We start from the raw sequence: 13,079 nt of genomic DNA on the forward strand, positions 1-13,079 counted from the left end.
TATTATACATGAATTCCTTGAGAATAAGGTGTCAACTTTATTTATACAGCATCACACAAATCCGGAACCATGATTGGCTTACATCCCGCTCTGTAAGCCGATAGTAATCCGTTTTTTGAATCTTCAAGAGCTATACACTCTTCAGGATTTTCATTTAACATTTCACAGGCTTTTATGTAAATGTCCGGCGCTGGCTTAGATTTCTCAACCATGTCTCCACAAATAATTGCGGAAAAGCAATCTATAATTCCGGCATCATTTAGATGTTTTTCCACTTCCCAACGCGGTGATGAAGAAGCAACTGCCAACTTGGCATTTGCATTTTTCAAATACTCCAACAAGACATACAATCCTTGCTTTATAGGCACTTTATTATTTTCATAATAGTTTTTCAGAAATTCTTTTGTGTATTTACGCAATTCTTCCTGATTATACCGATCACCAAACTCTTCGTTCCAAATCTCATAAGAGGCAACAATGCTCATACCTAAAGTTTTATAGACCATATATCCGGCTTTTCCAATTCCAATCTTTTCACCGGCATAATCCCAAGCCTTTATAAACACTTTCTCTGTATCAAACATCAGTCCATCCATATCAAAAATAACATTCATTTTCTTTACCTTCTTTTAAAGTTCCATCAACCCGTTTTCGTCAAAGTAATAAATATTCTCTTTCTTATATCCATACTTTGAATCTGGAAATGCTATGTGCGGTTCAAATGTAAAATACTTTACATCGCCAAGCTTGGTCATATTACCTTTTTCAATGTAAACTCTATCACCTTTGGTTTTTACAATGGAATGTCCCAGATTGCCCATAAAATCAAGATTAACAAATCCATTTTCCACTATGAACTCATTCATATGATAGTACAATTTCTCAAAGGTTGTTTCCTTCGTAGCAAAACGTAACAATTCTGCATGTAATTTCTCTTCCATCTGGAGACCGCTTTTCCATTCCGGATTTTCAATCAGCCCTATATCCTCTACAACCATGCCGTTTTCTACAATAATAGTTCTCGCATAGTCTCCCCAGATATTCCCCACCTGTGGACTTAAATCAATGGTTATTATATCGTTGTTTCCTATAACTCTATCCGAAGTTACATACTGCTTACCAGATACAGAAACGCATGTTTCATCTCCTGCAAATACAAATGCACCAACATCCCAATACCAGAACGAATCTGCACCCAACTCTAACAGTTTTTCCTCAGATAACTCTCGAATCTCAAGTAAATTCATTTCCGGCTTGATAGTATTCTTTATGTATTCTATAGTCTGTTTTGCTGACAACTGTATCTGGCTATAAGACTGCTTTTCTATCTGCATATATTTTTCAATCAATTTAGGCTGAATCAACGGATATGTCCAATTCTCAGGCAACTCATCCATTAATATAACCTTTTCCATTTCGCTATGTAATTCTTTAGCAAATTCAGTTATCTCCGCAAAATAAAGCATTCCAAATGATTCCTCACCTGTATCATTTACTCTCGTCTTACCAGTTACTGAATATACACAGATTGGCTTTATCTCATATTTTACTGCTCCTGTTTCTTCCTGGAGCTCCCTTTTAGCGGTTTCGAGAATATTTTCGCCTGTTTCTCGATGCCCTCCCGGCACTTCATAGGTATCTCTTTCTTTATGCTTACAGAATACCCACTTGCCGTTGCTCTGTGAGATTATTACTGCAAACTTCAATAGTTCATCATTAACTGTATCATAAAATTTTACTTCCATCACATTTTCCCTTCCCATTCTATCATAAACTCATTAAGAAATTCCTGCATTACAGCCTGTCTGTGTTCTGCCAGTTTCTTTCCCTCAGTCGTATTCATCATGTCTTTCAACAAGAGCAACTTTTCATAGAAATGGTTAATGCTTGTAGAGTTTTTATTTTTCTGATACTCATCTTTGTTCATTTTTATTTTAGGTTTTATTTCCGGATCATAAATCTTTCTTCCCCTACTACCACCATATGCAAATGTTCTGGCAATTCCAATAGCTCCTATGGCATCCAGCCTGTCTGCATCCTGCACACATTTTCCTTCTATGGTATCAGGTACGACGGAATCAGTTCCTGCAAATGAAACCTCATCTATAATTTTACATACAACCTTTATTATTTCCTCATCTACCTTATTTGCCATCATAAAATCAACTGCATTTTTCTTGGTAGCATAAGTGTCCGGAGAAAGCTTAATATCGTCCACATCATGTAACAGAGCCGCCAACTGCACTGTTTTAACATCTGCATTTTCCTGTTTTGCGATTTTAGTAGCCAGTTTATATACTCGTATCGTATGATAATAGTCATGACCACTACTGTCTCCCGAAAATATACTTTTTATAAATCTCTTTTCATTATCTGTCATCTTTTCTCCTAATCAACCTAGCAACGCAATATATTGATTTGTGAAAGTCATTACTCTCCCCACGAATAGAGCCAAACTAGAGCCATTTGATAAAACAAATGCCGGAAACCCGCATAAATACAGGCTTTCGGCATTTTAATCCGTTATTCAAACTCAATCGTTCCGGGCGGCTTACTGGTAATATCATACATTACCCGATTCACATGGCTCACCTCATTGATGATCCTGCTGGTCACCTTCTGCAATACTTCATAAGGGATCTGTGCGCTCTCTGCGGTCATGAAGTCGATGGTCTTCACGGCTCTCAGTGCGATGGCGTAATCATAGGTTCTCTCATCACCCATAACGCCTACGGATCTCATATTGGTCAGGGCTGCGAAGTACTGGTTGATCTCGCGGTCCAGACCTGCGTTAGCGATCTCCTCGCGGTAGATGGCATCTGCATCCTGTACGATCTTGACCTTCTCAGCGGTCACTTCGCCGATGATACGGATACCCAGTCCGGGACCGGGGAACGGCTGACGGAATACCAGATGCTCCGGAATGCCAAGCTCCAGTCCTACCTTACGGACCTCATCCTTGAACAGGTTGCGCAGAGGCTCGATGATCTCCTTGAAATCTACATAGTCGGGCAGGCCTCCTACGTTGTGATGGGACTTGATCACTGCGGATTCACCGCCCAGTCCGCTCTCTACCACATCGGGATAGATGGTTCCCTGTACCAGGAAATCCACGGCACCGATCTTCTTCGCCTCTTCCTCGAATACACGGATGAACTCTTCGCCGATGATCTTTCTCTTATGCTCCGGCTCGGATACACCTGCCAGCTTGCTGTAGAAACGCTCCTGCGCATTCACACGGATGAAGTGCAGATCGTAATTGCCGTTGGGACCGAAGACTGCTTCTACCTCATCGCCTTCATTCTTACGGAGCAGGCCGTGATCTACGAAGACACAGGTCAGCTGCTCGCCGACTGCCTTGGATAACAGTACTGCTGCCACGGAGGAATCCACGCCGCCGGACAATGCACAGAGGACTTTACCATTACCAACCTTCTCACGAATTGCCTTAATAGACTCTTCCACGAAGGAATCCATCTTCCAGTCACCGCAGCATCCGCAGATATTACGTACGAAGTTATACAGCATCTTGGAGCCTTCCACCGTGTGGAGTACTTCCGGGTGGAACTGGATCGCATACAGTCCACGCTCTACACACTCTGCTGCTGCCACAGGGCAGTTTGCAGTGGTAGCTACGGCACGGAAGCCGGGTGCCAGCTTCGAAATATAGTCGAAATGGCTCATCCAGCAGATCGTATTCTCGGATACATCGGAAAACAGCTTGGAACTGCGGTCTACTTTCACCTCAGTCTTCCCATATTCCCGAACGGCTGCACGTTCTACCTTACCACCCAGCACATGGGTCATCAGCTGTGCGCCGTAACAGAGTCCCAGCACGGGAACTCCTAAGTGAAACAGATCCTCGGAGCAGGTAGCTGCACCGGGTTCATAGCAGCTTGCGGGACCGCCGGTCAGGATGATTCCCTTGGGATTCATTGCTTTTATCTTATTCAAGTCTGTCTTGTAAGAGTAGATCTCGCAATATACATTGCATTCTCTGACTCTTCTGGCGACCAGCTGATTGTACTGTCCGCCAAAATCAATGACAACTACCAGTTCTTTTTCCATGGTTGTCCTCCAGTATATTTTTCTGTCCTCTATTATAGGGTATGGTGCAGGGGAAGTCAAACCCTACTGCACCAGTTCTTCCAATTTTCCGAAGGTATAACCCATTTCTTCCCATTTTGTGAGCAGTTCATCCAGAATCTCCCCATTGGTCTTCGAGGTATTATGTAATAGCACCAACGCTCCGGGGTGGATCCTGCCTGTCAGCTTGGAAAAAGCTTCCTCGTGGCTGGGCTGTGCATCCACGTTCCAGTCCACATATGCCAGGCTCCAGAAAAAAGTGGAATACCCCAGATCCTTTGCCATCTTCAGATTCGTCTCACTGTATTTTCCCTGGGGCGGCCGGTAGTACATCGCCATCTCCGTGCCGGTGGTCTCCTGAAAAAGAGTTCTCACGTCATCCATCTCCTTCTGGAAAACCGCTGGATCAGAAATTTTCGACATGTCATAATGATGATAGGTATGGTTTCCCACGGTATGTCCGTCCTCCACCATGCGTTTCACCATCTCCGGCGCCGACTCCAGAAAATGTCCTACCACAAAAAAGGTCGCCGGTGCATCATGCTTTTTCAATGCATCCAATATGGCGGAACTATTACCATTCTCATAGCCGCAGTCAAAAGTGAGATAGATCTTTTTCTCCTCCGCATCTCCCACATAATAGGCATTGTACTCTTTTAGTTCTTCCGCAGATGCTGTGCCGGTGGGCTGTGTTCCTTCCGTCCCGAATCCCAATCCCCAGTTTTCTGCTGAAAATAACGCTTCGGTGTTCTCCAGCGCAGTTCCCGCCGTCGCCTGTGTCTTTATTTCCCGCTGCATACGCAGACCGTAAGCAATGGCCCCAATGCTTCTCCCGAGGAAAAACATTGCCAGCAAAAAAACACCCAGCATCAACCCGTTCTTATAATGCTTCTTCACCATTGCCGCTCCATCTTTTCCGAATTCCCATACTTTTGTGAAAATAGACTGTTCCCACATCGTACGATCCCCTGCCGGTATTTCTACCTTCTTTTTCCTGATATTCACAATATTCTATGTGATACAGCTTTTCCCTTATGCCACAGATCAGTTCTGCGGAAATGCACGGAGAGATCACCTGTTGTATATATTATAAAAATGGATTCTTCGGAGCAACGCCATGGACTGCAAGGAAATGATCCTGTCAGAGGACACCTATGACATTATCACAGACTTTTCCGCATCGGAATTTCTGGGAGATGACAATAATTGTTATGAACGTATCGGAGAAGATTTTTTGATTTTGTATCTGGGCAATCTGGGAATCCGCGATCCGAAGATTGATTTTTTCCCCTATCACAATATGCCGAAGCTTTATGGGCTCATGCAGCTATCTCCCTCCGGTGAGACGCCACCCGGTGCCGCTCCCTTTGATCCGGCAGACCTGATCGCCAGTGGGATCACCCAGGTACAGCGTCCGCCCCTAAGTCTCACGGGGCAGGGCGTGATCCTGTGTTTTATCGATACCGGTATTGATTATCGAAATCCTGTGTTTCTGGACGAGAACGGCAACAGCCGCATCCTGGCGATCTGGGATCAGACGGTTCAGACCGGGATACCACCTGAGGGGTTTAAATATGGTTCTGAATACCGCAGAGAGGATATTAACCTGGCGCTGCGTTCCGAGGATCCTTATTCCATCGTTCCCTCCCGGGACGAAAACGGACACGGCAGTATCCTCGCCGGAGTCGCAGCCGGCAGTGTCGTCAGACAAGGCAATCCTTATATCGGTGCTGCACCGGGTGCCGACATCGTCGTGGTGAAGCTCAAGGAATGTAAGCAATATCTGCGCAGCTTTTATCTGGTGCCCGAGGGTGTTCCCGCCTATCAGGAAAATGATATTATGCTGGGCATCAAATACGCGGAATCCTTCGTGCGGCTCTTCGAGCGTCCGGTAGTCATCTGTCTGGGGCTGGGAACCAACCAGGGAGATCATGCGGGCAATTCCTCCCTGTCACGGTATCTCTCTTCTCTCGCTGTCCGCAGAAGCCGTGCCGCCATCGTCTGCGGGGGAAATGAAGGGAACGCCTCACACCATTACCATGGAAGACTAAGCGCTCAGACACCTGGGGAGGATTCCCGGAATGTGGAGATCCGGGTCAGCGAAGGCTGTATCGGATTCTGGCTGGAGCTTTGGGGTGCTCTGCCGGATGCTTTTAATCTGAGCATCCGCACTCCCGGCGGGGAAAATATTCCCGAACTGCGCCTGGGATTGCAGCAAAGTGTGACCTATTCCTTTATTTATGAAAAAAGCAGAGTCACTATCGACTCTGCTCTTGTGGAAGAAAATTCCGGCGAGGAACTGATCCTTGTACGCATCCAGGATCCTACCCCCGGTATCTGGACCTTTCATGTCTCTGCTTCCGGTAGTTTATATAACGGTAATTTTCACATGTGGCTGCCTATCACAGAATTTCTGTCTACTCCGGTATATTTTCTCAATCCGGATCCCGACATGACTCTGACGGAGCCCTCGATGGCTCCGGAGGTTCTGAGCGTTTCTACTTACAACGCGGAAAACAACAGTTTTTACGCAGAATCCGGCAGAGGCTTTGGGCGTACCGGGCAGATCCGTCCGGACTTATCCGCTCCCGGAGTCAATATCTCCACCATTGACGGATGCCGTACGGGAAGCAGCATGGCTGCCGCTATCACTGCCGGAGCCGTAGCACAGTTTTTCCAATGGTCAGTCATTGAAGGCAATAACCGGCTGGCGGAAAGCCGGGAGATCCGCAGTTATTTCATACGCGGTGCCGTGCGTACACAGGGTCTGAACTACCCCAACCGGGAATGGGGCTACGGCAGACTGAATTTAGAGGAGACCTTCAATGCCCTGCTCCGGGTATGACTATATGATCTCCTGCAGGGCATAGACCGGCTGCACACTGCAGACACCGTTAATCTTACGCACGCCGCGCTCCAGTTTTTCCAGTTTCTTTTCCGAGGTCACATCCGCTTTTACGAGGAAATCATACTCCCCTTCCACCTGATAGCAGGATGTAACCTCCGGTTGCTGCCGCATTTTATCCATAAATCCGGCATGATATTTTTTATGCTGCATCGTCACCTCTAAAAAAACTTCCATAATCCACCTCTTTTCCCAAGTCTTTCACTCGCCCATCGTATACGCAAAAAGAGGAGAAACACCGCACACGCGATATCTCTCCTCTTTGAAAGTGATTGCATCATACCATATTCTTTTCTTACTTACAAGTCGTCTGATAAATCTTATCAGAATTTTAATATTTTGGACAATAGAGGCTTCTGTTTTGTACGTTATCTTCCATTTTCATCTGTGCTTTTGGAAAAAATCCTGGCATACCCATAGGACAACGGGCGGTCCGTCATATCCGCAAATCGCAAAGGAAAATTCTCTTTTTCCTCCATGCGGTTCGGGCAGTCTCTCCTGCCGCACCCGAGACAGATTCCGGCACATTTGGTAAAAGGATCCTTCGTCAGCTCCGCATAAAATACCACACTTTTTTTCGGGATCATACAATACGCTGTATTACAGGTAACCGGCAATGCAAGCTTCTGCAGAAGCATGGGCAGGTTCTCCAACCGCAGCAGACTGCTTATTTTTTGTTCTGAAGTCTCAGAAATCTCCCCGCCTAAAAAATGCAGTCTGGCAACATGCAGATTCCGATGTACAACCACCCACTCTGTATAAGCCCGGTAGCTTTCTAATAATAATTCACTGGACAGTACTTCGATCATATAACTCTCTGTCAGAAATCCGTTCTGCAAATACTTTTCCTGCAGTTCATCGATCCCTTTTCCCAGAGTAATGCCTACAGCCAAAAAAGACTGATCCCTCCCGGGAAAAGTCTCTTGGATTTCTCTGTCCTGCCATCCCGCTTCTGTCTCCAGGCAGGGGATCATCTCACCTGCCAGCCTCTTCAGACTGGGATATTCTTCCGGATCATAATGATATTTTTCCATCACACTGTGCAGAAATTGTTCGTTCCTGCACAGTGCTGTAATTTCTGAAAAAAAAGTCTGCATGTTCACCTGTTCTCCCGGAATACCGGTTATCTCATGGCGCAGGCATATTTGCCTGCATCCGGTTAATTATTTTTAATGTGCAGACATCTGATGGCATTGAGAACAGCAAGTACCATCACTCCTACGTCTGCGAAGATAGCAACCCACATATTGGCGATACCCAGCGCACCCAGGATCAGGCAGATGGCTTTGACTGCCAGCGCAAATACGATGTTCTCGTAGACGATACGCAGACATTTCCGGGAAATCCGCATTGCCAGGGCAATCTTGGCGGGATTGTCATCCATCAGGACCACGTCTGCCGCTTCAATGGCTGCATCAGAACCAAGTGCTCCCATGGCGATACCGATGTCAGCACGGGACAATACCGGTGCATCGTTGATACCATCGCCTACGAATGCCAGTTTTTCCTTCGCACCCTTCTCCTGCAACAGCTTCTCCACGCAGCTTACCTTGTCTGCGGGAAGCAGCTCACTGTGTACCTCATCCAATTTTAACTCACCGGCCACATGTTCTGCAACTGTTTTGCTGTCACCGGTCAGCATGACGCATTTCTTCACGCCGGAATTTTTCAGGGAGGCAATTGCTTCCTTCGCACCATCCTTGATCACATCACTGATCAGGATGTATCCTGCATATTTACCGTCTACCGCCACATGAACCACTGTACCCACACCGGTATTTTCCGTATAAACCAGGTTCAGACTCTTCATCAGCTTTGCATTGCCGGCTGCCACCTGTCTGCCGTTCACTTTGGCAGTTACACCGTGTCCGCTGATTTCCTCCACGTCACTGACGTTAGAGGCATCCAGTTCTTTTCCATAAGCATTCTTCAGGCTCTTGCTGATGGGATGGCTGGAATAGCTCTCCGCGTAAGCAGCATACTCCAGCAGTTCTTCCTCTGTAAAACCCTGACCGGGATAGATACCCGTTACATCGAATACGCCTTTAGTCAGGGTACCGGTCTTGTCAAATACCACATACTTAGTCTCAGACATTGCTTCCAGATAGTTGGATCCTTTTACCAGAATACCACAGGCACTTGCTGCACCGATTCCTCCGAAGAAGCTCAAAGGAATAGAAATGACCAGCGCACAGGGACAGCTGATTACCAGGAAAGTCAGAGCACGGATGATCCAGGTGCTCCAGGCTGCCGGGTTGCCCATGATCAGGTTGATCACAGGAGGCAGGATTGCAAGTGCCAGGGCACTGTAACAGACTGCCGGGGTATAATATCTTGCGAACTTTGTAATAAAGTTCTCGGATTTGGACTTCTTCATGCTGGAATTCTCTACCAGATCCAGGATCTTGGATACCGTAGATTCTCCGAATTCCTTAGTTGTACGGATCTTTAATAGTCCGGTCAGGTTCACACAACCGCTGATCACATCCTGATCCACAGTGATCTCTCTGGGAACACTTTCACCGGTCAGGGCACTGGTATTCAGAGTGGATGTGCCTTCCACGACCACACCGTCGATGGGAATTTTCTCACCGGGGCGTACCACAATGACTGTTCCGATCTCTACATCATCAGGATCTACCTGCTCCAAGCTGCCGTCTTCTGCCTCGATATTAGCATAGTCGGGACGGATATCCATCAGTGCACTGATATTCTGACGGCTCTTGCCCACAGCGACCGACTGGAACAATTCACCGATCTGGTAGAACAGCATAACTGCCACGCCCTCGGAATACTCTCCCAGTCCCATAGCACCTACTGTTGCTACTGCCATCAGGAAATTCTCATCAAACACTTCACCATGCATGATGCCCAGAATGGCTTTTCTTAAAATATCATATCCGATTACCGCGTAAGGGATCAGGTACAACAGTCCCAGCCACATCCCTTCCAGCGGAACAAAATGCAAAATAACTAATAAGATTGCCGCTACAATAATGCGTATCAATACTTTTTTCTGTTTCTTCGTCATAGGAATCCTCCTTGCTTTCCTACGAAATTATCAAGTCTCCCGGTAAAGAGAGGATCTGCTCTCCTTTCAGAAGTCAACCTATAAATAAATCTCGCAATCGTCCTCTACTCTCTTGCAGGCTTTTACTACGTTCTCCATAACAGTCTTCTCATCGCTGCCGTCAGCGAATTCTACTTTCATCTTCTGGGTCATGAAGCTAACAGTTGCATCGGTAACGCCTTCTACCTTCTTCGCTGCATCCTCCATCTTCAGAGCACATGCTGCACAATCTACTTCAATCTTGTAAGTTTTCTTCATGGTAATATCCTCTTCTTTCTCCATTAGCATTTCCTGATTTTCAGATGCTAATGATTTGCATTTAGTTTTAATATTCATTCATATGAACCACTGTTCATACGTTTATATTACCATATGCCGGGAAAAAGTCAATACTGTTTTTAAATGTTTTGTAAATTGAGAGTTTACGCGAGCAATGAGCCGCGCATAGGCAAAATAAGAACCGTGATTGGGAGCTTGCTCACAAATCACGGTTTTTACTTTTGCCGTGATGCGGCGAACGCCGCGATATGAAATAAGATTGGCAGCGCCTTTTGCTGACAATCTTATGAATAGCGTGGCTCATTGCGGATGTGACGAATCTCAGCAGCCCGCATTGGGACTACTGATTTTTGAAAAAAGCCTCAATATAGTCAAAATAGTAAAAAACAAGCTTCTCAGGAAGCGCTTTTTTACTTAATAGGTCTTTTTATACAATTATAGTAAAAAATAATGTGTTTCTAAGACAGAAATTTTACTTTTCCCAGCTCTTTCGCATGTTTTAGTAGAATTAAGGATAAGTGTGGTTTGATCGACTTTGATGTAAAAGAGGCAAGCTTTTTTGTATCAACATCCTCCGACAAACATCTTCGGAAGGACATTCCATCCGCCGTGGGCGTTCTGTTTACTGATTCCGCTAAAATCCATTGAATAACAGAAAATAGTGGAATTAATGTTTTGGGAGCAAATAATTTCCTCCATAATTGCAGAAAAGATCTAAAACAGAGGAATTGCTTCTTTTATAGAACTTTTTTCTATTCAATTTCCACCATTTTCATTAGTTTAAGGCTGTTTTAGAGGAAACCAGTAGCCCGCAGTTGGGGTAAGGACAAGCAGACTCTAAGCAGCCGTCGGTACCATAGCGTCCCAAGGGACGCATTGCGAGGGTATTGTCCTCGCTTATGTACCGCTACGGTCTGCGTCCGTAAGCGAATCGTGCTAAAGCACGCGCGGGTCTGCGGTTCTTAGCCCCAATGCGGGCTGCGGGGATTCGATAGCATTTCTTAATTAATTTTCAATTTATTTCTCTTCCGCCGGAATCTGCTTCAGATTCTCCACAGGCTCCAGAATCTCATTGCTGCGGATATCAATGATGGGGCCGCCGGTTCCTTCAATGTATTCTCTGGTAATGGTGACTCTTCCGATGTTGTCATCCTTGGGGATCTCGTACATGATATCCAGCATGAAATCCTCAATAATGGAACGCAGGGCTCTTGCACCGGTGTCGCGTTTCATGGCCTTTTCGGCAATTGCATCCAGGGCATCATCCGTAAATTCCAGTTTCACTTCATCCAGTTCCAGGAGCTTCTGGTACTGCTTCAGGATCGCGTTCTTCGGCTCCTTCAGGATCTTCACCAGCATCTCCTTGCTCAGTCCCTGCAGAGTACAGATGATAGGCAGTCGTCCGATGAACTCCGGAATCATGCCGAACTTACGGATATCCTCTACGGTCACCTTAGATAAGATATCGGTATCTTTATCGTATTTATCCTTCAGTTCGGAATTGAAACCGATGGATGCGGTCTTGGTCAGGCGCTCCTTGATGATCTCATCCAGATCCGGAAATGCACCACCGCAGATAAACAGGATATTGCGGGTATTCACCGTAGCCAGGGGCACCATGGCATTTTTGCTATTGGCACCTACCGGTACTTCCACCTCGGCACCCTCCAGTAATTTCAGCATTCCCTGCTGTACACTTTCACCACTGACATCCCGGGAATTGGTATTTTTCTTCTTGGCGATCTTATCGATCTCATCAATAAAGATAATACCTTTCTCTGCTTTCTCTACATCGTTACCTGCGGCTGCCAGCAGCTTGGATACTACGCTCTCGATGTCGTCTCCAATATATCCGGCCTCCGTCAGGGAAGTTGCATCGGCAATCGCCAGAGGCACATCCAGCAGTCTTGCCAGTGTTTTCACCAGATAAGTCTTACCGGAACCGGTGGGGCCGATCATAAGGATATTGGACTTTTCAATCTCGATCTCATCCATGGTATCAGTCGCAACTCGCTTATAATGATTGTATACTGCGACAGAGATAACCTTCTTAGCTTTTTCCTGTCCTACCACATACTCATCCAGACTTGCCTTGATCTTATGGGGTGCCGGAATATCTTTAATATTGAATACGGGCTTAGGACCTTCGGCTTTCTTTTTCTTCTTGAGTTTTTGCTTGTTGGGAATGCCGCCGTCTCCCTGGAGGTCTGCCAGGTTCACAAAGCTGATATTGGGGAAGCCGTTCTGTCCGCCAAACTGGTTCAGATCGCCTGGATTGTTCAGCATACCCTGGTAGTCGAACTGACTCACGGTCTCCATAGTCTTGTGCATACAGTCATCACAGATGCAGATATGGTTAGGCAGCTTGAACATTCTGCCGGCTTTGCTCTCCGGTCTGCGGCAGATAAAGCAGACGTCCTCATATTCGCTGCTGTCCTTTTTGTCCTCTGTCTTTTTATCAGCGGAATTTTCACCCGCAGTATCCACTACCTGCGTGTCCTCGCTATTTTTTTCATTATCCCGATTTTCGCTCAGAGTGGTCTCTGTTTTTTCCTCCTCGGGAATCACTTCTCTATAATCATCATTATAATTATCAGTCATGTTATTCTCCTCTTTGTCTATTGCGCAGTGCTCATCTCAATATCACTTCATTCTACCTCGATGTCCGGGCTTCGCCCTACACATATCGTGTCTTACGTAATCCCGCCTGCAAGCAGTCGGTTTTCGTAATCCACGATC

At 46.1% G+C, this 13,079-nt stretch carries 11 protein-coding genes; 1 reads left to right on the plus strand and 10 read right to left on the minus strand.

The window, feature by feature from the left end; translation table 11 throughout:
- Window positions 1-41: 41 nt before the first annotated feature.
- The 5 genes from ACTRDR_RS14200 to ACTRDR_RS14220 all read right to left on the minus strand — a co-directional run bounded on the left by ACTRDR_RS14200 (window position 42) and on the right by ACTRDR_RS14220 (window position 5,043).
- Complete coding sequence (locus ACTRDR_RS14200; RefSeq protein WP_440528252.1) at window positions 42-614, minus strand: HAD family hydrolase; 573 nt, start codon at window positions 612-614, stop codon at window positions 42-44.
- 15 nt (window positions 615-629) lie between these two features.
- Window positions 630-1,745 carry a M24 family metallopeptidase gene (locus tag ACTRDR_RS14205; protein WP_440528254.1) on the minus strand — a complete coding sequence of 372 codons (1,116 nt, stop codon included), beginning with the start codon at window positions 1,743-1,745 and terminating at the stop codon, window positions 630-632.
- The gene (locus ACTRDR_RS14210; RefSeq protein WP_148448693.1) at window positions 1,745-2,380 is read right to left on the minus strand and encodes an HD domain-containing protein; all 636 of its coding nucleotides are present in this window, start codon (window positions 2,378-2,380) and stop codon (window positions 1,745-1,747) included. The genes ACTRDR_RS14205 and ACTRDR_RS14210 overlap by 1 nt, the downstream gene beginning before the upstream one ends.
- 143 nt (window positions 2,381-2,523) lie before the next feature.
- A complete protein-coding gene (guaA, locus tag ACTRDR_RS14215; RefSeq protein WP_117467572.1) occupies window positions 2,524-4,068 on the minus strand; it encodes a glutamine-hydrolyzing GMP synthase in 1,545 nt (514 codons plus the stop codon).
- Between the two features lie 63 nt (window positions 4,069-4,131).
- The gene (locus ACTRDR_RS14220) at window positions 4,132-5,043 is read right to left on the minus strand and encodes a polysaccharide deacetylase family protein (protein ID WP_440528256.1); all 912 of its coding nucleotides are present in this window, start codon (window positions 5,041-5,043) and stop codon (window positions 4,132-4,134) included.
- Between the two features lie 160 nt (window positions 5,044-5,203).
- Here ACTRDR_RS14220 and ACTRDR_RS14225 point away from each other — a divergent pair, with 160 nt between their 5' ends.
- Window positions 5,204-6,931 (plus strand): S8 family peptidase, encoded by a 1,728-nt coding sequence (locus ACTRDR_RS14225; RefSeq protein WP_440528258.1) that lies wholly within the window; start codon window positions 5,204-5,206, stop codon window positions 6,929-6,931.
- Here the strand turns inward: ACTRDR_RS14225 and ACTRDR_RS14230 are convergent, their stop codons facing one another.
- The 5 genes from ACTRDR_RS14230 to clpX form a co-directional block, all read right to left on the minus strand.
- Window positions 6,932-7,168 carry an Lrp/AsnC ligand binding domain-containing protein gene (locus ACTRDR_RS14230; RefSeq protein WP_176865512.1) on the minus strand — a complete coding sequence of 79 codons (237 nt, stop codon included), beginning with the start codon at window positions 7,166-7,168 and terminating at the stop codon, window positions 6,932-6,934.
- 191 nt (window positions 7,169-7,359) lie between these two features.
- Complete coding sequence (locus ACTRDR_RS14235; protein WP_440528260.1) at window positions 7,360-8,088, minus strand: hypothetical protein; 729 nt, start codon at window positions 8,086-8,088, stop codon at window positions 7,360-7,362.
- Between the two features lie 62 nt (window positions 8,089-8,150).
- The gene (locus ACTRDR_RS14240) at window positions 8,151-10,022 is read right to left on the minus strand and encodes a heavy metal translocating P-type ATPase (protein ID WP_440528262.1); all 1,872 of its coding nucleotides are present in this window, start codon (window positions 10,020-10,022) and stop codon (window positions 8,151-8,153) included.
- Window positions 10,023-10,100: 78 nt separating this feature from the next.
- Window positions 10,101-10,319: a cation transporter gene (locus tag ACTRDR_RS14245; protein ID WP_176865505.1), complete on the minus strand. Its 219-nt coding sequence runs from the start codon at window positions 10,317-10,319 to the stop codon at window positions 10,101-10,103.
- Window positions 10,320-11,357: 1,038 nt separating this feature from the next.
- Window positions 11,358-12,941, minus strand: a complete 1,584-nt coding sequence (clpX, locus tag ACTRDR_RS14250) for an ATP-dependent Clp protease ATP-binding subunit ClpX (RefSeq protein ID WP_440528264.1) — start codon at window positions 12,939-12,941, stop codon at window positions 11,358-11,360.
- Window positions 12,942-13,079 lie beyond the last annotated feature (138 nt).

It is taken from the genome of Simiaoa sp., assembly GCF_051972595.1.
In the GTDB taxonomy this organism is placed as follows: domain Bacteria; phylum Bacillota; class Clostridia; order Lachnospirales; family Lachnospiraceae; genus Acetatifactor; species Acetatifactor hominis.